This is a genomic window from Ruegeria sp. YTSA105, from assembly GCF_059610225.1.
On the sequence record NZ_JBXWNE010000012.1, the window covers coordinates 84,701 to 106,119 of the forward strand.

The following is a 21,419-nucleotide window of genomic DNA, read 5'->3' on the forward strand; positions in this document are numbered from 1 at the left end:
ATGAAATCCTTTTACGGAACCACATTGGCCAACCCGCTGATGCTGGGCACGGCGCAATATCCCAGCCCAGCTATTCTGGAGCAGGCCTTTCGCGAAAGCGGGGCGGGTGTTGCCACGGTCTCGCTTCGCCGTGAATCCGGGGCGGGGCAAGCATTCTGGCAGATGATCCGCGATCTGGGCGTGTTGGTGCTGCCCAACACCGCCGGATGCCACACGGTCAAAGAGGCGGTGACCACCGCCCATATGGCGCGTGAGGTCTTTGATACCAAGTGGATCAAGCTGGAACTGATCGGCCATACCGACAGCCTGCAGCCGGATGTGTTCCAGCTGGTCGAAGCCGCGCGCATTCTGACCAGCGACGGGTTTCAGGTCTTTCCCTATACGACCGACGATCTGATTGTTGGCGAACGGCTGCTTGCCGCCGGGTGTGAGGTGCTGATGCCATGGGGCGCGCCGATCGGGTCAGGGCGGGGGCTGAACAATGAATATGCCCTGCGGGCGATGCGGGCAGAGTTCCCGGATGTGCCCTTGGTGATTGACGCGGGCATCGGCCTGCCCAGCCACGCCGCCCACGCGATGGAGCTGGGTTATGACGCTGTACTGCTGAACACTGCTGTGGCCCGCGCCGGGGACCCCGTTTTGATGGCCCGCGCAATGGCCCGCGCGATCGAGGCCGGGCAACTGGCCCATCAGGCCGACCCGATTGAGGCGCGCGATATGGCGGAACCTTCGACCCCGGTTATCGGAAAGGCGTTTCTGTCATGACACTCGACCGGTTTTATCCGATCTTCGATCATTCGGACTGGCTGCGCCGGATGCTGCCGCTGGGCATCAAGTTGGTACAGCTGAGGGTCAAGGACCAGCCCATGGATGTGGTGCGTGACCAGATTGCCAAGTCGCGTGACCTGTGCCGCGCAAATGGGACAGTTCTGGTGGTCAATGACTATTGGCAGGCGGCCATCGACGCCGGCTGTGACTGGGTGCATTTGGGGCAAGAGGATCTGGACGAGGCCGATCTGACTGCCATCCGCAAGGCGGGTTTGAAACTGGGCGTGTCCACCCATGATGATGATGAGTTAGAGCGCGTGCTGGCCATGGACCCCGACTATGTGGCGCTTGGCCCGGTCTATCCCACCATCCTGAAAAAGATGAAATGGCAGCAGCAGGGTCTGCCCCGCGTCACAGAATGGAAAGCGCGCGTTGGTGATACTCCACTGGTTGGCATCGGCGGGATGAGCGTCGAGCGTGCACCAGGTGTCCTGCAGGCTGGGGCGGATATCGTCTCGGTCGTGACCGATATTACCCTGAATACCAACCCCGAGGCGCGTTTGAGTCAATGGATCGAGGTCACCAGATGAGCCGATATGCTCGTCAGACGCTGTTGCCAGAGGTTGGGGCCGAAGGGCAGGCGCGCCTGTCCTCGGCCCGTGTTCTGGTGGTGGGTGCGGGCGGTTTGGCCGCCCCGGTCCTGCCGTTGCTGGCCGGGGCTGGGATCGGGCAGATCACGATCCTGGATAGGGATCAGGTTGAGCTGTCCAACCTGCATCGGCAGACCTTGTTTTCTGAGACGGATTGCGGACACCCCAAGGCCGAGCGTGCGGCGGCACGGTGCAAGGCGATCAATGGGGACATAGACGTCAGCGGCAAAAAACAGGCTCTAACAAGCGAAAATGCTGGCAACTTGGTTGCTCAGGCGGATGTGATCTTGGATTGCGCAGACAGCTATGCGGCCAGCTATATCCTCTCGGACACTTGCTTGGCGCAGGGCAAGCCGCTGATCAGCGCCTCGGTGCTTGGGCTGTCGGGCTATGTCGGAGGTTTCTGCGGCGGCGCGCCGTCATTGCGCGCGCTGTTTCCCGACGCGCCGGACAGCGGGGCAAGCTGCGCCACCGCTGGTGTTCTGGGCCCGGTCGTCGGGACGATTGGCGCGATGCAGGCACAGATGGCGCTGAACCTGATCCTTGGGCTGACGCCCTCGGTGCTGGGTCAGATGGTTCAGTACGATGGTCGGACACTCCGCAGCACGGCCTTCCGCTTTGATAATGCGCCCGAACCGAACAGCTGTTTCCGGTTTCTCTCGGCCGGGCAGCTGACGACAGATGACCATATCATCGAGCTGCGCAGCGCCGAGGAATCCCCGCGCCCGGTACATCCTGACGCGCAACGGATATCGCCGGATGATCTGAGCGATATCGACCCTAATAAGGGCAAAAGACTGGCATTGTGCTGTGCTACCGGATTGCGCGCCTGGCGCGCTGCCGAACGAATTCAACCGAATTGGCCGGGCGAGATTGTTCTTGTCGCAGCCTCAACTTCGTGAACAGAAGGAACCGCGAAACATGAAGAAACTGATCGCTGCAATCGCCCTGCTGGCTGCCGCGCCGGCCTGGGCCGAGGATAAGATGACCGTCTTGTTGGATTGGTTTGTAAACCCTGACCATGGTCCAATTATCGTCGCACAGGAAAACGGCTATTTCGCCGACCAGGGGCTTGAGGTTGAAATCATTCCGCCCGCGGACCCCTCCGCGCCGCCGCGTCTGGTGGCCGCTGGTCAGGCCGATCTGGCAGTGTCCTACCAGCCTCAGCTGCATCTGCAAATCCATGAGGGCTTGCCGCTGAAACGGGTCGGCACGCTGGTTGCCACCCCGCTGAACTGCCTGCTGGTGCTGGATGATGGCCCGATCAAGTCGCTGGCCGATCTGCGGGGCAAGAAAATCGGTTTCTCGGTCGCCGGTGTCGAAGAGGCGATCCTGACAACCCTGCTGGGGCAGCATGATATCGGTCTGGATGAGATTGAGATGGTCAACGTCAACTTCTCGCTGTCGCCGTCGCTGATGACCGGTCAGGTGGATGCAGTTATCGGGGCGTTCCGGAATTTTGAGCTGAACCAGATGGATATCGAAGGTGTCGCGGGTCGCTGTTTCTATATCGAAGAGGAAGGCATCCCACCCTATGACGAGCTGATTTATGTCGCCAATCCCGATACGATGGATGCCGACAAAATCGCCCGTTTCTTGGCCGCGACCGAGAAAGCGACCCAGTATATCGTCAACAACCCGGAAAAAAGCTGGGAAATCTTCGCGGCCACCTCGACCGAGCTGAAGGATGAGCTGAATGCCCGTGCCTGGGTCGACACGCTTCCCCGGTTCGCGCTGCGTCCGGCGGCGTTTGATGCGGGTCGCTATGCGCGGTTCGAGGAGTTCCTGAAGAACAGCGGCATGATCGACAGCCTGAACCCGGTCAGCGACATTGCCATCGATGTGACCGCGCAATGAGCAATTACGGCAAAGCTTTCGCATTGATGCGGGATGCCGCGCAGGGGCCGTGGCGGGATTACACTCGCCACACCTTTGTGGAAGGGATGAAAGACGGAACGCTGCCGCGCACGGCGTTCCTGCATTACCTGCGACAGGACTATGTGTTCCTGATCCATTTTTCCCGTGCTTGGGCACTGGCGGTTGTTAAGTCCGAGTCTCATTCGGAAATGCTGACCGCCGTGGCCACGGTAAATGCTCTGGTTGCCGAGGAAATGCAGCTGCATATCGGTATCTGTGAGGCGGCTGGGATTTCCCATGAGGAGCTGTTCGCAACCCCTGAACGCGCCGAAAACCTGGCCTATACGCGCTTTGTGCTTGAGGCCGGGTATAGTGGCGATTTGCTGGACCTGCTGGCGGCTCTGGCCCCATGTGTGATGGGCTATGGCGAAATCGGGACGCGGTTGGCCTCCGAGGCAACTTCCGAGGTCTATCGTGACTGGATCAATACCTATGCCAGTGACGACTACCAAGGCGCGTGCGAAGCGGTCGGAGAACTGTTCGATCAGGCTCTAACACGGCGTATTGGTGAGGACTTTGCAGCCTCGCCGCGCTGGGATCGCCTGTGCCAGACCTTCCGCACGGCAACCGAGCTAGAAGTCAACTTCTGGCAAATGGGCCTGACCCCATGACCCCGGCGCCCGATCTGAGCATCAAAGGTACGGCCACGATTGACGGAGCGACCCTGTTCGCGCCGCTCACCCTGACCCTTGGGGCCGGGCAGTGGACTTGCCTGCTGGGCGGATCGGGCGTCGGTAAAACCACAATTCTACGTCTGATTGCCGGGCTTGATACAGGTGCCGTGTTCACCGGGCAGATCACCGCCGGCGATGGTGCTCCGATGCAGGACCGCGTGGCCTATATGGCGCAGGATGATCTGCTGCTGCCCTGGGCAACGGTCGCACAGAATGTCTCGTTAGGTGCGCGGCTTCGGGGCAAGTCGGTCGATCTGGAGCGGCGCAACCGTCTGATTCAGCGCATGCGATTGCAGGATCATATGACCAAGAAACCCGCCGAACTGTCGGGCGGCCAACGCCAACGCGTCGCTTTAGCCCGCACGCTCATGGAGGATCGCCCGATTGTTCTGCTGGATGAGCCGTTCTCGGCGCTGGATGCCCGCACTCGGGCCGATATGCAGGACTTGGCGGTCGAGGCGTTGCAGGGCCGGACCGTTTTGCTGGTGACACATGACCCGGGTGAGGCCGCCCGGCTGGGCCAGTCCATCATGGTGATGACACAGCAGGGCCTGACCCCCTGTGAGCCGCCGCATGCACCTGCCCCGCGCCATGTGGACGACCTTGAGACGCTTGAGACGCAAGGTGCGCTGTTGCGCTTGCTGCGCGAGGCGGTCGCATGAAATATCTCTCAGCCCTTGCAGCCACCGTGTTCGCGATTGCCATCTGGCAGGGGATTGTCTGGACGACCGGCTTGCCTAAGTTCATCCTGCCAAGCCCCGCCGTGGTGGCCGAGACTTGGTGGCAGAACCGTTGGCTGATCGCCGAACACACTTGGATCACTGCGGTCGAAGTGGTGATTGGATTGGCCTTTGGGACGGTTCTGGGTGTGGTCACTGCGCTGCAACTGGCCAATTCGCGGGCGGCGCGCGTGCTGGTACAGCCGATGCTGGTGTTCACGCAGGCTCTGCCGGTTTTTGCGCTGGCCCCGTTGCTGACGCTTTGGCTGGGCTATGGCCTCTGGTCCAAGGTCGCGATGGCGGTGCTGATCATCTATTTCCCGATCACCTCGTCTTTCTTCGATGGGCTGATGCGGACGCCGCAGGGCTATCTGGACCTTGCGCGCACGATGCAGGCCAGTCCGCGTGCAGTGCTGTGGTATATCCGCATTCCGGCGGCGATGCCCTCGCTGGCGTCGGGGATGAGGCTGGCCGCCGTCTATGCGCCGATCGGGGCGGTGATTGGTGAATGGGTCGGCTCGTCGCAAGGGTTGGGATATTTGATGCTGTTGGCCAATGGCCGTGCAAAGACCGATCTGATGTTCGCCGCGATGCTGACCTTGGGAGTGTTTTCCATCGTGTTGCATATGGTTGTCCGCCGCGCCACTGCCCGCATGGCAGGTGAGGTGCGTTAACCATCTGGAAACCGATTCTGCGTCAGGCTGAGAGCATGACACAGGACGCCTTTTCCGAAGCCCCAATGCTATTCGATACAGACGAAGCCCCCGCGCAGCCGCTGCCGACGGGTCGGTTACCCTCCTACATCAAAGATCATCGCAAGCGGCTGCGCGAACGGTTCCTGTCTGGCGGGTCCGCCGCCATGCCGGATTATGAGCTGTTGGAACTGGTCCTGTTCCGTTCAATCCCCCGGCAGGATGTGAAACCGCTGGCGCGTGCGCTGATGGAAACGTTCGGCGATTTCAATCGGGTGCTGACCGCGCCCGAGGAACGGCTGCGCCAAATCAAAGGCGTCGGGGATAGCGTGATCACCGATCTGAAAATCCTTGAGGCCTGCGCCCATCGCATGGCCCGCGCACGGGTGATGAGGCGACATGTGATTTCCGGATGGGACGCATTGCTGGACTATTGCCACACCACCATGGCCCATCGTGAGACCGAACAATTCCGTGTGTTCTATCTGGATCGCAAAAACGTGCTGATCGCTGATGAGGAACAGGCCAAGGGCACGGTGGATCATGTCCCTGTCTATCCGCGTGAGGTTGCCAAACGGGCGCTGGAGCTGAATGCCTCGGCGTTGATACTTGTGCATAACCATCCGTCAGGTGACCCGACCCCGTCGCAATCGGATATCGACATGACCAACCGAATTCAGGATGCCTGCCTGGCACTGGGCCTGACGCTGCATGACCATCTGATCATTGGAAAGTCGAACGAGCTGAGCTTTAGGTCCGAGGGTTATCTGTAGCTGCTATTGAACCCAGACCTCGACCCGGCGGTTGACCTTTCGGCCCCATTCCGTGTCGTCGCAGGCCATTGGCATGGCCTCGCCAAAGGCGTCGACCGTGATTTCGATGCTGTCCCCGATAGCGGTTTCAATCTCGGCCAATACGGCATTGCGAACGGTTTTTGCCCGCAACAATGCGATCCGCGCATTGGTTGACGCTGCCCCTTCGCCATCGCTGAAGCCGACAAACCTAAGCTTTCGGGCATCGAGGGTCCCGGATTCCAAAAGAAGGGCAAGATGTCGGATATTGGACCGTGACTGCGCATCCGGGCGCGAGGAACCGGGCTCGAACCGGAAGGACAGTGACAGGCGGGACATGGGTCTGAAAATCTCGACCAGCCGCTGAAGTTCCTCCAAACCAACTTCTGATCCGCCCGACGCGATAGCATTGGCAAGTCGATCCCCTTGCACCCCAAGACCCATAGTCTCGGGGGTTTGATCGACAAAGCCAGCTTCGCGTATTGCCATCTGCGCCTCGGTTCCTTGAGTGTAGGCCAGGAATTGACGTGCAAAACGCGGCAATCGCCGGTCCGGCAGGTATAGAAACATAGGTGAGGTCAGCGGATAATCTTCGGTCTTGATTGACTGCCGAGTAGCCGCCAGCGCATGACCGCACCCGCCGGTCAAAGGCAGGGCACGCGCGGTGCTGGCTTCGGCTTGGCTTGCGACACCTATTGAAAAGGGATCCGCAGCAACGGTACGCACCAGATCAGTACTGCGGTCATGCCGAATGGCCGCCTCGGAAAGGGCTGTGCCGGAGGGTGCCAGAAGCCTGTCTTCGACATTCTGGGCCAGACCCGAACCGGCTTCCGGAAGGTGCAGTGAAATTGGCGCATCGGGTCCGCCCAACTCGGCCCAACTCGTAATCTCGCCCGAAAACACCCGGGTTAATTCCGCAAGCGAGATTTGCTGTAACGGGTTCGAGTTGGCAACGATTGGTACCAAAGCGTCAAGCGCGATGACGCGGGCCCGGCGGGTGCGGGTCAGATCGCCAAGGCCTACCGCTTGTGCGGCTTGCTCCTCTTCGGGTCGGATTTCGCGCAACGCCAGAACAATATCAGCTTGGTTTTCTGCCTGCGCCCTAAATCCGCGCTCAGTGTTCCCTGCGTCAAAGAAGAACCGACCCAGCGGTGCTGCCCGCCCGGGTTGGTGCAGTTCGTAAGAAAATGTGTTGGCGGTCAGCCTGTTTGGGGTCGCCGACAACCCTTGTTGCTGTGCGAAGCCAACAATCAGCGCTGGTAGAACCTTTTCCGCCATGACCGAAGATCCGGCAAATCGGATTTCAGCCACAAAATCGGTCAGGCTTGGGCAGGCGGGTCCGGTACAGGTCACACCGGACCCATCAACTGTCAGCGTGCCGAATTGCGTCGTCACGCGATAGAACTCGCCGTCAAATCCCTGCAAGTCACCGGTGACTTCGACCTTGCCGTCATGCGATCTAAGCGAGATGTCTTGCGCCTGTGCGCCCGACGCGATTGTAACGGAAGCCAGTGCAGCCGCTGCCACACGAAAGAATGTCATAAGATGCCCGAGCCTGCCTGCGGATTTAGTTTGCGGCGATTGTCAGGTCTTGGAAGAGATTATTCAACACCAGAAACTCTCCGGTGCGGGAGCATTCAGGAAAACTCAGCGTCCTGTCTTTTGATCTCAACCGATCATCCCGCAATTCAAGCGACTGGATGTTCAGGTCGCGCCCGCAATTTTCTGAAGTCACCTCGGTTTCGACAGTGATTTCTATCGATCCGTTTTGGTTGGAAAGACCGGCAGGGAACGAATAGATTTCGATGTTTTTCATGTCCCCGGTTCCGGTATTGCCCAGACGCACTACCTGTCCGGCGCCTTCGGTCGGGGTCTCAGCCGAGACATGGCCATTGCCGCCATAGCTGGCTCCGAATTCTAGCGCATGAATTTGCAGGTCAGTTTCACCCTGCCATTGCAGGGCAATGCGTTCGTAATTGGCAATGTCGGCGATATGGGTAGTTGCTACTGTTCCATGCTGGTCTTCAAACGAGATCAGAAAGATCGCATATTCTGACAGGGCCGGGATTGTCATGTCCATGCGCCCTACTGCGTCGGTGCGCTGTGTGACTGTCATACCGCTATGGTGAATTTCCACGGATTCATTACTGTGGCAGGGGGCGTTGACGACCAGCCGGGCGGCAGCACCGGGAACGGCAGTAGCCCGCGCACTGAGGGTGCAGTCAACGGGATTGACAGGTTCTGATCGACTGGATTCGATAAAACGGCTGTCGGACCCGGTCTCTTCGCTTGTTCCGTGAACCGGCGCAGATGAGGTCAGAACGACTTCGCTTAACCCGGGGATGATTGAAGCCTGATCCGTAACTGATGCCACATCAACAGAAGCCCGCTCCCCTCGCGGTTGCGCAGGGGTTCCGTTCTGCATGAGGTAGCCAATGGCCAATGCACAAGCAACGGTGCCGCCAGTGGTTACGTAGTTCTTAATTACAAACAAGACACCCTCCCCAGTTGAAGGAGCGATTCGCACCCTGCAGTTGAATCACGGCTAATATGTGGCCGTGAGGCGGACTCATTGTGTCTCGATTGTGGTGACGTTAGGTCAACCGGCCATGGCAATGCTTAAACTTCTTGCCTGAACCGCAGGGGCACTTGTCGTTGCGCGACGGGTTTCCCCAAGTTGCCGGGTCGTCTTCGACAAATCCAGGCCGCGCATCACCCGAGGCTTCGGCCTCGGCCACCGCTTCGGCGTGACCAGTGGCCTGATCTACCGCCTGCTGCGCCCGTGCCTGCTGCGCTTGCATCTGGGTCAGCATTTCGCGCTGTTCCTCTTCGGTCAGCGGTCGCACGCGGGACAGTTGCCGGGTCACGGTTTCGCGCAACGAATCCAGCATGGATTCGAACAGCTGGAAGCTTTCGTTCTTGTATTCGTTCAGCGGGTCGCGCTGGGCATAGCCGCGGAAGCCCACGACCGAGCGCAGATGTTCCAGCGTCAGCAGATGTTCGCGCCATTTGCTGTCGATCGTGTTCAGCAAGACCTGCTTTTCGATGTTGCGCATGTTCTCGGGGCCGAACGCGGCCACTTTTTGCGCCATCATCTCGTCGGCGGCGTTGATCAGGCGCTCGCGCACCTGCTCGTCATCCACGCCTTCTTCGGCGGCCCAGTCCTGAACCGGGGCGTCAATGGTCAGCTTGTCCTTAACCGCCTCGTGCAGACCCTCGGTATCCCACTGATCAGCATAGGATTTCGGCGGCATATATTCGTCGATCAGATCGTCGATCACCTGTTCACGCATGTCTGATACGATTTCGGACAGATCGTCAGCGGACATGATTTCGCGCCGTTGGCTGAATACCACCTTACGCTGGTCGTTCATCACATCGTCGAATTTCAGGACGTTCTTGCGCATGTCAAAGTTGCGACCTTCGACCTTGGATTGCGCCCGCTCCAGCGATTTATTCACCCAGGGGTGGACGATGGCCTCACCTTCTTTCATGCCCAGCGTGGTCAGAACCTTGTCCAACCGTTCCGAGCCGAAGATGCGCATTAGGTCGTCTTCGAGGCTGAGGTAAAACACGGTGCGGCCCGGATCACCCTGACGGCCGGACCGGCCCCGCAGCTGGTTGTCGATACGGCGGCTCTCGTGCCGTTCGGACGCCATGACATACAGCCCACCGGCAGCCAGGACCTTTTCTTTTTCTTCAGCATGGCGGGCTTCTTCCGCGGCACGCAGCTCGGCCGGGTCGGCATCGGGGTTTTCTTCCAGCGCCTGCAGAACCTTCATTTCCACATTGCCGCCCAGCTGAATATCAGTACCGCGACCGGCCATGTTGGTGGCGATGGTTACTGCGCCATATCGGCCCGCATCGGCAACGATCTGCGCCTCTTGCTCGTGTTGGCGGGCATTCAGAACATTGTGCTGGATACCCTCTTTGGTGAGCATCTGGCTGAGCAATTCGGACTTTTCGATGGACGTGGTGCCCAGAAGGACCGGTTGTCCGTTTTTCTGGGCTTCCTTTGTCTCGTCGATCATGGCGCCGTATTTTTCGGCTGCGGTACGAAAGACCTGATCGTCCTCATCCAGACGCGCGATCGGTTTGTTGGTTGGTACTTCGACAACGCCCAGACCGTAGATTTCGGTAAATTCCTCAGCCTCGGTCAGCGCGGTGCCGGTCATGCCGCCCAGCTTGTCATACAGGCGGAAATAGTTTTGGAACGTCACGCTGGCCAATGTTACGTTTTCGGGCTGGATCTGCACGTTTTCCTTGGCTTCGATGGCCTGATGAAGACCTTCCGACAGGCGACGACCTGGCATCATGCGACCGGTGAACTCATCAATCAGAACGACATTGCCGTCCCGCACGATGTAATCTTTGTCACGTGTAAACAGCTTATGCGCGCGCAAGCCCTGGTTCACGTGGTGAACGACCGTGGTGCTTTCAGGATCATACAGCGAATGGCCTTCTGGGATCAGGCCGTTGGCAATCAACTGTTGCTCCAGAAACTCGTTACCCTCATCCGTGAAGGTCACGTTCCGGGACTTTTCGTCCAGCGTGAAGTGATCTTCTCCCAATGACGGGATTAGCGCATCAATCGCGGTATACAGGTCCGACCGGTCCTCGGAGGGCCCGGAAATGACCAGCGGCGTCCGCGCCTCGTCAATCAGGATCGAGTCGACCTCATCCACGATCGCGAAATTGTGGTGTTTCTGGTAAATTTGATCCAGTTCCGCCTTCATATTATCGCGCAGGTAATCAAAACCCAGCTCATTGTTGGTGGCATAGGTCACGTCACAGGCATAAGCAGCCTTTTTCTCGGCATCGGGCTGCCCTGACCAGATGACACCGGTGGTCATGCCCACGGCGGCAAACACCTTGCCCATCCATTCCGAGTCGCGCTTGGCCAGGTATTCGTTCACCGTGACCACGTGCACGCCCTTACCGGTCAGCGCGTTCAGATAGGCGGGGAGGGTCGCAACCAATGTCTTGCCTTCACCCGTTTTCATCTCGGAAATATTGCCTTGATGCAGGAAGGCGCCGCCCATCAACTGCACATCAAAGGCACGCAGGCCCAGCGCGCGTTTTGCACCTTCGCGTACGTTGGCAAACGCCTCGGGCAGCAGATCATCCAGGCTATCGCCTTCCAGCGCACGTTTGCGCAGCTCGGCGGTCTTTGCGATCAGGCCGTCATCCGACAGATTCTCGAACTCGGGTTCCAGCGCGTTGATCTGTTCGATCAGGGGGCGGGTCGCCTTGATCTTGCGGTCGTTCGGTGTTCCGAACACCTTTTTGGCGAGCGTTCCGAGTCCCAGCATGTTCACTCCAGCGGATCTGTTCTTGTCTTGGTTTTGACAGGCTTGCCCACCTTGCGCGCAACCCATAGATACGGGGGGTGAAAGGCGGCCCTGTCCAAGGCTTCAAAGCGATGTAAGCGGCAGGTTCCAGAGTGTCAACGCTGCGCCCTGCCGTGGCAAAGAAATAGGATGATTCCATGCCCAAAGGCCTCACTTTTCTGCCATCGCTGGCCCTTGCAACGGTGATGGCGCTGCCATTGGCCGCCGAAACCAAGCCCGATGCCAGCACGGTGGTCGCCCGCGTAAACGGTGAAGAAATCACTCTGGCGCATGTGATCGCAACAGTTGCGACACTGCCCCCCAACTACCAGCAGGTCGAAGATGATGTTCTGTATGATTTCATCATCGAGCAGCTGATTCAGCAGCAGTTGCTGGGCCAGGAGCAAGAAGGGCTGAGCAATCTGAACGCCTTGGCCATCGAGAACGAGACGCGGTCTTTGCTGGCGGTTCAGACCGTAAATGCCCTGATCGACGAAGTTGTAACGGCAGAAACCATTCAGACCGCCTATGATGCGCGCTTTGCCGAGTTTGAAGGCGAAGATGAGTTTAATGCCAGCCATATTCTGGTCGAGACCGAGGATGAGGCAAAAGACCTTAAGGCTCAGTTGGATGATGGCGCCGACTTTGCCGAGCTGGCCAAAGAAAAATCAACCGGTCCTTCCGGCCCGAATGGCGGGGTGCTGGGTTGGTTCGGCAAGGGGCAGATGGTTCCCGAGTTTGAAACCGCCGTTGTCGCGCTTGAGAGGGATCAGGTGTCGGACCCGGTGCAGACACAGTTCGGCTGGCACGTGATCATTCTGAATGACAAGCGCAAATCCGAAGCGCCCGCACTTGATGCGGTGCGCGACGAGCTGGCACAGGATCTGCAAAGTGAAGCTATTCAGGCCCGTATCGGCGAGTTGACCCAGGCTGCACAGATCGAACGTCCTGCGCTCGAAGATGTGACCCCGGGCATCGTGCGTCAGTTGGACCTGATTCAGGAGTAACCCCGTGGCCTCGATCACCAAAGTCTCTCCGCTGGCCCCGGCGGCGTTTCCCGAATTGCCCGCGATTGACGGTGTGCGCTTTGCGACCGTCGAAGCCGGCGTACGCTATCAAGGCCGCACTGATGTGATGCTGGCGGTCCTTGATCCAGGCACTTCAGTGGCTGGGGTCTTTACCCGCTCGGCCACACGCGCGGCACCCGTGCTGGATTGTCAGGACAAGATCGGCGGGCCAAGTGACGGGCCGGCGGCGATCCTTGTGAATTCGGGCAATGCCAATGCATTTACCGGGCATTATGGCCAAAGCTCGGTCGCCGAGGTGACGCAAGCAGTGTCCGAGACCACAGGCGTGCCGGTCGAACGGGTTTTTACCTCGTCAACTGGTGTGATCGGTGAACCCTTGCCGCATGGCCGCATCGTGGCGCAGCTTGAGGCCCTGAAATCCGGCCTCAGTCGCCACGCAATCGAAGATGCAGCGCGGGCTATCATGACCACGGATACCTTTCCGAAAGGAGCTTCGGCGCAGGTCGAGATTGATGGAAGAACAGTCTCTATTGCGGGGATTTCCAAGGGTTCTGGCATGATCGCGCCTGATATGGCGACGATGCTGGTTTATATCTTCACCGACGCCCAGGTCGAGCAATCCGCGTTGCAGCAGATGCTGGGTACGCAGACTGACCGCACTTTCAACTGCATCACTGTCGACAGCGACACTTCGACCTCGGACAGCCTGCTGCTGTGTGCTACTGGGGCTTCGGGGGTGGATGCGACAGACAATGCCGCCTTTGCCGAGGCTTTGGAAACCGTGATGCTGGACCTTGCCCAACAAGTGGTACGCGATGGCGAGGGCGCCACGAAATTCGTAGAAATTCGTGTGACCGGGGCCGTCACCGATGCCGACGCCAAGGTGCATGGATTGGCGATTGCCAATTCACCACTGATAAAAACCGCCATTGCGGGCGAAGATCCGAATTGGGGCCGCGTCGTCATGGCCATCGGAAAATCGGGTGCAGCTGCCGACCGTGACCTGCTGAGCATTTCTTTCGGAGACATCCTTGTGGCCGAAAAAGGCTGGGTCAGCCCCGATTACCGCGAGGAAGATGCCGCCGAATACATGAAAGCTCAGGACCTTGTAATCGGCGTCGATCTGGGGCTGGGCGCCGGTAAATCCACAGTTTGGACCTGCGACCTGACCCATGGCTATATCGAGATCAACGCGGATTACCGGTCGTGAAAACAGTTCTGGTTTCTGCGGTCGCCCTGATAGACATTGAGGGCCGGGTGCTGCTGGCGCAGCGCCCCGAAGGCAAATCCATGGCTGGACTTTGGGAGTTTCCCGGCGGCAAGATCGAACTCGGCGAAACGCCCGAGGTCGCCCTGATCCGCGAACTGTACGAAGAACTGGGCATCAACACATGGTCCTCCTGCCTTGCGCCGCTGACCTTCGCCAGCCACAGCTATGATGATTTTCACCTGCTGATGCCGCTGTTTGCCTGCCGGAAATGGGAGGGCATTCCACAATCGAAGGAAGGACAGGCGCTGAAATGGGTGCGTGCGAATGATCTGCGCAGTTACCCGATGCCTGCGGCAGATGTGCCGTTGATCCCGATTTTGCGGGATTGGCTTTAGGGTCCCGGTTCGATCTTGTCTGGACGCTGGAATTCAGCGCGCGATTTAAACCTATTGCAGCGCTTAGGCGCAGGCAAGAAACGGAAAAACGCACGAGTGCAATCGCTTGAAAAGTAGGGAGATGTTTGGAGTTTGGTGCCCAGGAGATGCATTTAGACATTACACCACCATACCCCACGACATTCCACTTTCTTATAAAAACCAACACCCTAAGACTTTAGCTATTCCGTTATGTGTCAGGATATAGCAGGATACCGCAGACAATAAGGTGGATAGAAGGGTGGACGGATGGCGCGGCCTATCCGTAAACTTTCGGCCGCAGCGGTGAAGGCAGCAGGCCCCGGTAAGCACAACGATGGTGCCGGATTGTGGTTACACAAGCGCCAAGATGACGGCGGGCAATGGTTCCTCAGGATCACGGTACACGGTCGCAGGCGTGAAATGGGCCTTGGGTCCATTGCAGATGTATCGCTCAAAGAACCAAGAGAACACGCGGAACAGTGGCGCGCCTTTGCCCGGAAGGGTCTTGATCCAATCAAAGAACGCGAAAAACAACGGCGTGAGGCTGAACGCAATTTACATTGTTTGGCGGATGTCGCATTGGACGCGTTCGAAAGTCGGAAGGCCGAACTCAAAGGCGACGGTAAAGCTGGGCGCTGGTTTTCTCCTCTAGAACTACATGTCTTACCCAAACTGGGTAGATCCCCGGCTCAGATATCGATCAGATCGACATAAGAGACGCTCTGAGGCCCATTTGGCACTCCAAAGGGGGAAACTGCCCGGAAAGCCATTAATCGCCTCAGCATCGCTCTAAGGCACGCTGCGGCGCTAGGGTTGGACGTAGATTTGCAAGCCACCGAAAAAGCCAAAGCGCTTCTTGGTAAATCTAGGCATACGCCACAACACATTGCTGCCATGCCGTGGATTGACGTTCCAGAATTCTACAGAACCCTAGAAGTGCCCACGACAACCAATCTGGCCCTGCGGATGCTGATCCTGACGGCAGCCCGCTCAGGTCCACTCCGCTTTATGAGATACGATCAAATTGAAGATGACATTTGGACAATCCCTGCGCATCAGATGAAGGGCCGGTTAGGCCAAACGGCGAATTTTCGCGTGCCTTTGTCCGGCGAAGCCCAGCGCGTGGTTGACCTCACCAAACCCTTCTACCGTGATGGTTTTCTCTTCCCCGGCCTTCGCAAAGGAGTGATTTCGGATATGACGATGGGGCAACATATGCGCAAGGCAGGTTTGCCATATAGGCCTCATGGGTTCAGATCCAGCTTTCGGGATTGGGTGGCGGACCGAACCAATGCGCCAAGGGAAGTCGCAGAAACCAGCCTTGGCCATGTTGCAGGAAGTCAGGTCGAAAGGGCGTATCGCAGGACGGATTATCTGGAGCAACGTCGACTAATCATGAACGAATGGGCTCGTTATGTAACCGGCGAGGAAGAAAGCATCCATGATGATTTCTGAACCGTCCGCCCGAAGCCCAAGCGGTAACTCGCTGCAGGATCTGATATTCAAAGCGAAATATTAGACAACATCGTTCGCGCAGTTCGGAAGACGGATGGCTGTCGGGGTCGGCATTAAGATCGGCGCTGAACATCTCCCCAAAAACCCTGTTGAAACCCTTTCGCATTAGAAACGTCAGCGATCGGCTTCTTCCTCTTCACTCCTTCACATCCTGCTTTAGCAGAAACTGATTCTTGAAATTCTTCAGCCCCGGCATAACATCGGCATTGGCGATATCGTCACTCGCATGGATTTCATGCTCTAGAAATTCCTTCAATGCGTCACCGTCGTCACTGACCAGTTCAATGATCAGGTCGTAACGTCCCGCGACCCACAGGATGAAAACAACCCTTGGGTTCTTTTCAAGGCGCTTCGCCACCTGGCGTGGGGTCACGCCAGCGGCCACATTCAACCCGATCATCGCGTCGGTTGTGTATTCTGTGGCCACCGGATCCGACATCGCAACGATCCGCAACATGTTGTTGTCTCGCAGACCGCTCACCCTGTTGCGGATGGTTCCTTCGGACACATTCAACTGCTGTGCAATTTCCGAAAAAGCCATCCGACCATCTTGCTGCAATAGCCGGATGATCTGCTGGTTCAAGTCATCCTTTGGGGACCTAATGCTCTGTGCGGAGGCGCGCACGTTTGATTGCTTTTTGACTGCCATATACCCGATGCTCGATTGCTGCATTCGTAGCTGAGACTAGGTGAGGGCATCGAAATTCGCAATTCTCTCCTAAGAATTCTGTGGCAGGAAGTGCAGAAAACGACATCTTTTGCCCTCGACACCGCAGCTTCCAAGGACCGTGACGCGGGCCTATTGCCAAATTTTCTGTAAAATCCCGCTGAAATTGCGGCTCTCGCAATCCACACGACCTGGTTATTCGAAATTCGCACTTCAATGCCGTTTTTTGACCAGATTATTTCTGATTCGTGCCCCAAAATCCCAAAATATTCGCGAAAATCGAAAGAATGTTAGGCGGCTAATGCGATATTCGCAGTCGAAACTTCAATTCCCGGCGCGGCGGGACAGAGTCCGCAAGTAGGAAGACCGCGAGAAACGGTAAAACCATGCGCCTGTCGTTGGACCGACGGGTACAGGTGGCAGTGTCGAAGGGAGGACAAATGACAATTGCCGAGGATAGAACTCAGGCCATTGGAGGGCCTCAGCACGGGCTGACCGCCGGGGCGTATCGCAGCGAAGAGTTCTGGCAGCGGGAATGCCAGACTGTCCTGGCCAAGAACTGGGTGTTCATCGGGTTTGCCCATCAGATGGCTAACCCCGGTGATGCTCATCCGGTTACCTGCGCAGACTTACCACTGCTGGCGGTGCGCGGTCGTGACGGCGACATCCAGGTGTTTCACAATGTTTGCTTGCACCGGTGTATGACATTGGTCGACAAGCCCAAGAATGTCGGCAAGCTGATCCGCTGCCCCTATCATGCCTGGGCTTATGACCTGGATGGCCGCCTGCGGGCTGCACCTCATTTTGCCGGAACCGGCAAGCAGGAGTTCGACGGCTTTGACATCAAAAATCATCGCCTCAAGCCTGTACGCACCCATGTCTGGCATGACTGGATCTTCGTCAATCTGGATGGGAACGCGCCTGATTTCGAAGACTATGCCGCGCCTTTGATCAGCCGGCTGGAGGGGATGGATTTCACCAGAGTGGAACCAATTGGCCTGCTCGACTTTGGTGAGATTAGCACCAACTGGAAGCTGATCATGGAGAACTTTATCGAGCCCTACCACGTTCAGTTTGTCCATGCCTCAACCACTGATCAACCATTGGAAAACCACTATACAATCACCGATGGCACCTGCATCGGCAGCGCGGTGGATCTGAACGAAGAGTTGGGCACATCCGGCAGTCTGGGGGTCAGCTCTCGCTATCTGACCCTGTACCCCAATTTCATTCTGGGCCGCTATTTTCCGGATCAGCTGGGCGTATATCTGAACGTGCCCATTGGTCCCGGAAAGATGCGCCAGTACCGAGCACTTTACACGACAGAAGGCCAGGAACTGAGCGCCGAGGAAGTACAAGCCCTCAGAAACCTTTGGTGGGATGTCCACAAGGAAGATCACGAGATGGTTGAACGCATGTTTGAGGGCCGCAAATCCCCGGTCGCCGAGGATGGGGGCCTGTTGTCGCCCGCTTGGGAGGACAGCGTCCGCGCCTTTCAGGATCTGATCGAGCGCGACGTGGCCGGTACTTAAGCAAGAAGGAACAATATCGATGAACAAGTCCATATCCAAAGGGTTTCGTCTGGCCCATACGATGATGCGGGTCACCGACATGGAGAAGTCACTGGATTTCTATTGCGGAATTCTGGGTATGGAAGTGCAGCGGCGCACGGACTACCCCGAAGGCAAATTCACCAATACCTTTATCGGCTATGGGCCCGAGGCCGAGTTTCCCACGCTGGAGCTGACCGCCAATTGGGATCAGGGCACGCCTTATGACAAAGGCGACGGCTGGGGTCACATCTGCATCGAAACGCCAGATGTTTATGCCGCGTGCGAACAGCTGGCTGCGGCCGGCGTAAACATCACCCGCCCACCGGGGCCAATGAAAAACGGCACAAGGGTCATCGCCTTTTGCGAGGACCCTGACGGTTACAAGGTCGAATTGAACGAATCCATACTGAAACACCTGGCACAGGAAGGCTGACCAAATGGGTGACACACCTCAACTTTTCAAATTCGATCTGGTTCAAAATCGCTACGACTCGATGGGCGACAGCGACACTTACATCAAACCGATGGTGACCAGCGAATTCAGCAAGTCCATGTGCGGCGGTATCAACGTCCTGAACAACATCAAGGTGCCGTGGGATCTGACCTGCGACGAGATCATTTATTGCCTTGAGGGCACGTTCCGACTGGTTTGCGGCGGCAAAAGCTATGTTTGCAATCGTGGTGATGTGCTGTTTGTCCCGAAGGACAACCACATCTCCTACGAGTCGGACGGCAAATGCGTGATCTTCTATGCCGCCTACCCTCACAACTGGAAACAGCTTGCCGGGATCACGCAGGTTCCGGGCATCGACCCTGACGATTTTGTCCCCGGCTGAACATCTTAACCGCTGAGCGACAGAACAACCGAAACCAGCACCAACACTGAGGGATCACCCTCGGTGAACCAAATCTGATTGCCATTCGATGGGAGAACGCCGAATGCCCAAGGACAATGCCAGCACCCGCATCTACTACGAGACTATCCATGACGCTGTCGAGCGTAACCGCCCGCGTATCGCAGAGGTACGGCAACGTCTGGAGGAGGCTGGCGTCAAATACGTGATGGCCGCCTGGATTGACCTGCACGGTATTCCAAAAACCAAACCCGTACCGATGAGTGATTTTGAACCGCTATGCCTCGGGAAAGGACCGCAATTTGCGGTGCATTCGATTTCTTACGTGCCCGAACTCAGCCCTGCCGACAGCGATCAGGTCGTGGTGCCGGATCTCGATGCCGTCTATGTCTGCCCGTGGGATACTTCGATGGCGATCATCTTCTCGGACCTCTACTGGGAAGATGCGCCCTATAATGTCTGCCCGCGTCAGGCCCTGAAACGTGCCATGCACGAGGCTGCGCAGGAAGGGTACACAGGTTATGCTGGGGTCGAGCCCGAATTCATTGTGATGAAATACGACGACGCCGGTCAGCCGGTGAAGGCGTTTGACGACGACCCTGCAAGCGGCCTTCGGCCCCGCCGTCAGGCGTTTGGCTATGACGTTGAATACTCGATCGACTCGATGGCGTTTCTGAAAGACATGATCGACATCATCGAGGGTCTGGGTTGGAACCTGCATGACGTGGTGGCCGAGGGTGCGTATTCGCAGTTCGAGCTGGATTTCCACTACACCAACATGCTGGAAATGTCTGATCGGCTGGCATTCCTGCGCATCACCCTGAAAGAAGTCGCAAAAAAGCACGGGATGTTCATCACTTTCATGCCGAAACCGACAGTGGGCGATTGGCGGTCTGGCGCGCATATCAACATGTCGATGCAGCATGAAAGCCGTCCGGGCGAGAACATTTTCGAAACGCCGGATGGCGATTGGAGTGACGAAAGCCGCTGGGCAGTTGGCGGACTGATGCAGCATGCAGAAGCAATCACCGCGATCACCTGTCCGACGGTGAATTCCTATAACGGTCTGGTGCCACGTGTTGGCGGCTTTGAAGGCGGCACGGTCACATGGGCCCCGACAAATATCACCTATGGCTTCAACAACCGATCCGCCCAGTTCCGCCTTCCGCAAAGCCGCCACTGCATCGAAAATCGCGCCTGTGACATGACAATGAATGTCTATCTCGCGATGGCGATGCACTTGAGCTGCGGAATAAAAGGCATCAAAAACAAGATCGATCCGGGCAAACCAACAGATTTTGATTTGTACTCAAAGACTGAATCCGAGCTTGCCGAGCTCGGTATACGCAGGCTTCCGCGAACTTTGTTCAACGCTATTGAGGCTCTGCGTCATGACGAGATGGCCGAACATGTGATGGGGCGCGTGATGCGCAACTCCTATATCGAGTACAAAAACGACGAATGGGAGCGCTATCACCAATCGGTCACTGATTGGGAAGTGCAAGAGTATCTGAGGCTGTACTGAAAGATGGTCGTGGATGAGTTTAGGACATTCGACCTTGGAGACTTCCCGCTTCTATCGGGTCAGGTTTTGCACGACGCCAAACTTGCCTATCAAACTTACGGCACGTTGTCGGCCACCCGCGACAATGTCATCGTCCTACCGACCTTCTACACGGGGACAAATACTCGGAACGAAGGGTTCTTCGGCCCCGGTCGCGCTATTGACCCAAGCCGCCACTTCATCGTCAGTCCAAATTTGTTCGGCAATGGCCGTTCGTCTTCGCCCTCGAATACGCCCTCCCCTCAAGACGGCCCGCGATTTCCGTTGGTGCAGATGTGGGATAATATCGCGGCGCAGCATCGGTTGATCCAAGATCACCTCGGCATCGAAAAGATCGCGCTGGTCGCCGGCTGGTCAATGGCGGGCTGTCAATCCTATCAATGGGCGGCGCAATACCCGGATATGGTACAAGCGATCTTGCCTTTCTGCGCCTCGGCCAAAACCTCAACGCATAATTTTGTCTTCCTCGAAGGGGTCAAGGCCGCCCTTTGCGCGGACCAGAATTGGAACGGCGGCAATTATGACAGCCCGCCCGAGGCCGGGCTCAAAGCCTTCGGTCGGGTTTACGCAGGCTGGGCTTTCTCTCAGACCTTTTACCGTGAGAGGCTTTATGAGCAGCTTGGATTCCAATCCATTGAAGAGCTGATGCAAGATTGGGAACAGGACCATGTACAGAGCTGGGATGCCAACAATCTACTGGCCAAGCTTGCCACCTGGCAGGCTGGCGACATCTCTGCCGGGCCACTTTACAATGGGGATTACAAACTGGCGCTGGGTGCCATCAAGGCGCGTGCCATCCTGATGCCCTGCACTCAGGACCTCTATTTCCCTCCTGAAGACAATGAAATTGAGGCCCACCACATGCCTAACGCCATCTTCCGTCCTTACGACTCGCCATGGGGTCATTGCGCCGCCAATCCTGGTAACGACAAAGGCTTTGCGGCACAGTTGGACGTTAATATCCGCGAGCTCTTAGAAGAATAAGACCTTGTAAATAAATGAGAGATTGTACTCCTTCATTAGCGACTGGTACATTCCTTCAAGTGAAGGGCAGCAATTCGGCAACAGAAC

The 21,419-nt window shown here is 57.4% G+C and carries 22 protein-coding genes; 18 read left to right on the forward strand and 4 right to left on the reverse strand.

Going from position 1 to position 21,419, the window contains the following annotated elements; all coding sequences use genetic code 11:
* Genes AC2FH2_RS14985 through radC form a run of 8 tightly spaced genes read left to right on the forward strand, consistent with a single transcriptional unit; the run spans window position 1 to window position 6,193 of the window.
* Window positions 1-765, forward strand: a complete 765-nt coding sequence (locus tag AC2FH2_RS14985) for a thiazole synthase (RefSeq protein WP_142637339.1) — start codon at window positions 1-3, stop codon at window positions 763-765.
* The gene (locus AC2FH2_RS14990; RefSeq protein ID WP_496713980.1) at window positions 762-1,358 is read left to right on the forward strand and encodes a thiamine phosphate synthase; all 597 of its coding nucleotides are present in this window, start codon (window positions 762-764) and stop codon (window positions 1,356-1,358) included. Before AC2FH2_RS14985 ends, AC2FH2_RS14990 begins: the two co-directional genes overlap by 4 nt.
* On the forward strand, window positions 1,355-2,320 hold the full coding sequence (locus tag AC2FH2_RS14995; RefSeq protein WP_496713981.1) for a ThiF family adenylyltransferase: 966 nt from the start codon (window positions 1,355-1,357) through the stop codon (window positions 2,318-2,320). Before AC2FH2_RS14990 ends, AC2FH2_RS14995 begins: the two co-directional genes overlap by 4 nt.
* Before the next feature lie 19 nt (window positions 2,321-2,339).
* Window positions 2,340-3,275: an ABC transporter substrate-binding protein gene (locus tag AC2FH2_RS15000; RefSeq protein WP_142637333.1), complete on the forward strand. Its 936-nt coding sequence runs from the start codon at window positions 2,340-2,342 to the stop codon at window positions 3,273-3,275.
* Window positions 3,272-3,946, forward strand: coding sequence for a thiaminase II (tenA, locus tag AC2FH2_RS15005; protein WP_496824175.1), 675 nt, complete (start codon window positions 3,272-3,274; stop codon window positions 3,944-3,946). The genes AC2FH2_RS15000 and tenA overlap by 4 nt, the downstream gene beginning before the upstream one ends.
* A complete protein-coding gene (locus AC2FH2_RS15010; protein WP_281995836.1) occupies window positions 3,943-4,671 on the forward strand; it encodes an ABC transporter ATP-binding protein in 729 nt (242 codons plus the stop codon). Before tenA ends, AC2FH2_RS15010 begins: the two co-directional genes overlap by 4 nt.
* Complete coding sequence (locus AC2FH2_RS15015) at window positions 4,668-5,402, forward strand: ABC transporter permease (protein WP_271950546.1); 735 nt, start codon at window positions 4,668-4,670, stop codon at window positions 5,400-5,402. Before AC2FH2_RS15010 ends, AC2FH2_RS15015 begins: the two co-directional genes overlap by 4 nt.
* Window positions 5,403-5,437: 35 nt before the next feature.
* Complete coding sequence (gene radC, locus AC2FH2_RS15020; protein WP_271950544.1) at window positions 5,438-6,193, forward strand: RadC family protein; 756 nt, start codon at window positions 5,438-5,440, stop codon at window positions 6,191-6,193.
* A 3-nt stretch (window positions 6,194-6,196) separates the two neighbouring features.
* Here the strand turns inward: radC and AC2FH2_RS15025 are convergent, their stop codons facing one another.
* From AC2FH2_RS15025 to secA, 3 genes are all read right to left on the reverse strand, one after another.
* Entirely contained in the window at window positions 6,197-7,753 is a 1,557-nt protein-coding gene (locus AC2FH2_RS15025; RefSeq protein ID WP_496824177.1) for a phosphate ABC transporter substrate-binding/OmpA family protein, read from the reverse strand.
* Between the two features lie 25 nt (window positions 7,754-7,778).
* Window positions 7,779-8,705 (reverse strand): hypothetical protein, encoded by a 927-nt coding sequence (locus AC2FH2_RS15030; protein WP_496824179.1) that lies wholly within the window; start codon window positions 8,703-8,705, stop codon window positions 7,779-7,781.
* A 100-nt stretch (window positions 8,706-8,805) separates the two neighbouring features.
* The gene (gene secA / locus AC2FH2_RS15035; RefSeq protein WP_496824181.1) at window positions 8,806-11,523 is read right to left on the reverse strand and encodes a preprotein translocase subunit SecA; all 2,718 of its coding nucleotides are present in this window, start codon (window positions 11,521-11,523) and stop codon (window positions 8,806-8,808) included.
* Between the two features lie 176 nt (window positions 11,524-11,699).
* Between secA and AC2FH2_RS15040 the strand changes: the two genes are divergently transcribed.
* From AC2FH2_RS15040 to AC2FH2_RS15060, 5 genes are all read left to right on the forward strand, one after another.
* Entirely contained in the window at window positions 11,700-12,548 is an 849-nt protein-coding gene (locus AC2FH2_RS15040) for a peptidylprolyl isomerase (protein WP_496824183.1), read from the forward strand.
* A gap of 4 nt (window positions 12,549-12,552) precedes the next feature.
* A complete protein-coding gene (argJ, locus tag AC2FH2_RS15045) occupies window positions 12,553-13,779 on the forward strand; it encodes a bifunctional glutamate N-acetyltransferase/amino-acid acetyltransferase ArgJ (protein WP_496690230.1) in 1,227 nt (408 codons plus the stop codon).
* Complete coding sequence (locus AC2FH2_RS15050; RefSeq protein WP_496824185.1) at window positions 13,776-14,174, forward strand: (deoxy)nucleoside triphosphate pyrophosphohydrolase; 399 nt, start codon at window positions 13,776-13,778, stop codon at window positions 14,172-14,174. Before argJ ends, AC2FH2_RS15050 begins: the two co-directional genes overlap by 4 nt.
* A 288-nt stretch (window positions 14,175-14,462) precedes the next feature.
* A complete protein-coding gene (locus AC2FH2_RS15055) occupies window positions 14,463-14,909 on the forward strand; it encodes an Arm DNA-binding domain-containing protein (protein ID WP_496824187.1) in 447 nt (148 codons plus the stop codon).
* Window positions 14,910-15,089: 180 nt separating this feature from the next.
* Window positions 15,090-15,650, forward strand: coding sequence for a tyrosine-type recombinase/integrase (locus AC2FH2_RS15060; protein ID WP_496824189.1), 561 nt, complete (start codon window positions 15,090-15,092; stop codon window positions 15,648-15,650).
* 196 nt (window positions 15,651-15,846) lie between these two features.
* Here AC2FH2_RS15060 and AC2FH2_RS15065 read toward each other — a convergent pair whose 3' ends face one another.
* Window positions 15,847-16,383, reverse strand: coding sequence for an Lrp/AsnC family transcriptional regulator (locus AC2FH2_RS15065; protein ID WP_282027507.1), 537 nt, complete (start codon window positions 16,381-16,383; stop codon window positions 15,847-15,849).
* Window positions 16,384-16,817: 434 nt separating this feature from the next.
* Here AC2FH2_RS15065 and AC2FH2_RS15070 point away from each other — a divergent pair, with 434 nt between their 5' ends.
* The 5 genes from AC2FH2_RS15070 (at window position 16,818) to AC2FH2_RS15090 (ending at window position 21,332) form a co-directional block, all read left to right on the forward strand.
* A complete protein-coding gene (locus AC2FH2_RS15070) occupies window positions 16,818-17,909 on the forward strand; it encodes an aromatic ring-hydroxylating oxygenase subunit alpha (protein WP_142637313.1) in 1,092 nt (363 codons plus the stop codon).
* Window positions 17,910-17,928: 19 nt separating this feature from the next.
* Entirely contained in the window at window positions 17,929-18,363 is a 435-nt protein-coding gene (gene gloA / locus AC2FH2_RS15075; RefSeq protein ID WP_085823161.1) for a lactoylglutathione lyase, read from the forward strand.
* A 4-nt stretch (window positions 18,364-18,367) separates the two neighbouring features.
* Window positions 18,368-18,766, forward strand: a complete 399-nt coding sequence (locus AC2FH2_RS15080; protein ID WP_496824192.1) for an AraC family ligand binding domain-containing protein — start codon at window positions 18,368-18,370, stop codon at window positions 18,764-18,766.
* Window positions 18,767-18,869: 103 nt separating this feature from the next.
* Window positions 18,870-20,309: a glutamine synthetase family protein gene (locus AC2FH2_RS15085; RefSeq protein WP_496690235.1), complete on the forward strand. Its 1,440-nt coding sequence runs from the start codon at window positions 18,870-18,872 to the stop codon at window positions 20,307-20,309.
* Between the two features lie 9 nt (window positions 20,310-20,318).
* Complete coding sequence (locus AC2FH2_RS15090; RefSeq protein ID WP_496690236.1) at window positions 20,319-21,332, forward strand: alpha/beta fold hydrolase; 1,014 nt, start codon at window positions 20,319-20,321, stop codon at window positions 21,330-21,332.
* Window positions 21,333-21,419 lie beyond the last annotated feature (87 nt).

Excerpts from the sequence above, each read along its gene's own strand:
- AC2FH2_RS14985 (WP_142637339.1), top strand. The coding sequence starts at position 1 with ATGAAATCCTTTTACGGAACCACATTGGCCAACCCGCTGATGCTGGGC.
- AC2FH2_RS14990 (WP_496713980.1), top strand. The coding sequence starts at position 762 with ATGACACTCGACCGGTTTTATCCGATCTTCGATCATTCGGACTGGCTG.
- AC2FH2_RS14995 (WP_496713981.1), top strand. The coding sequence starts at position 1,355 with ATGAGCCGATATGCTCGTCAGACGCTGTTGCCAGAGGTTGGGGCCGAA.
- AC2FH2_RS15000 (WP_142637333.1), top strand. The coding sequence starts at position 2,340 with ATGAAGAAACTGATCGCTGCAATCGCCCTGCTGGCTGCCGCGCCGGCC.
- tenA (WP_496824175.1), top strand. The coding sequence starts at position 3,272 with ATGAGCAATTACGGCAAAGCTTTCGCATTGATGCGGGATGCCGCGCAG.
- AC2FH2_RS15010 (WP_281995836.1), top strand. The coding sequence starts at position 3,943 with ATGACCCCGGCGCCCGATCTGAGCATCAAAGGTACGGCCACGATTGAC.
- AC2FH2_RS15015 (WP_271950546.1), top strand. The coding sequence starts at position 4,668 with ATGAAATATCTCTCAGCCCTTGCAGCCACCGTGTTCGCGATTGCCATC.
- radC (WP_271950544.1), top strand. The coding sequence starts at position 5,438 with ATGACACAGGACGCCTTTTCCGAAGCCCCAATGCTATTCGATACAGAC.
- AC2FH2_RS15025 (WP_496824177.1), bottom strand. The coding sequence starts at position 7,753 with ATGACATTCTTTCGTGTGGCAGCGGCTGCACTGGCTTCCGTTACAATC.
- secA (WP_496824181.1), bottom strand. The coding sequence starts at position 11,523 with ATGCTGGGACTCGGAACGCTCGCCAAAAAGGTGTTCGGAACACCGAAC.
- AC2FH2_RS15040 (WP_496824183.1), top strand. The coding sequence starts at position 11,700 with ATGCCCAAAGGCCTCACTTTTCTGCCATCGCTGGCCCTTGCAACGGTG.
- AC2FH2_RS15055 (WP_496824187.1), top strand. The coding sequence starts at position 14,463 with ATGGCGCGGCCTATCCGTAAACTTTCGGCCGCAGCGGTGAAGGCAGCA.
- AC2FH2_RS15060 (WP_496824189.1), top strand. The coding sequence starts at position 15,090 with ATGCCGTGGATTGACGTTCCAGAATTCTACAGAACCCTAGAAGTGCCC.
- AC2FH2_RS15065 (WP_282027507.1), bottom strand. The coding sequence starts at position 16,383 with ATGCAGCAATCGAGCATCGGGTATATGGCAGTCAAAAAGCAATCAAAC.
- AC2FH2_RS15070 (WP_142637313.1), top strand. The coding sequence starts at position 16,818 with ATGACAATTGCCGAGGATAGAACTCAGGCCATTGGAGGGCCTCAGCAC.
- gloA (WP_085823161.1), top strand. The coding sequence starts at position 17,929 with ATGAACAAGTCCATATCCAAAGGGTTTCGTCTGGCCCATACGATGATG.
- AC2FH2_RS15080 (WP_496824192.1), top strand. The coding sequence starts at position 18,368 with ATGGGTGACACACCTCAACTTTTCAAATTCGATCTGGTTCAAAATCGC.
- AC2FH2_RS15085 (WP_496690235.1), top strand. The coding sequence starts at position 18,870 with ATGCCCAAGGACAATGCCAGCACCCGCATCTACTACGAGACTATCCAT.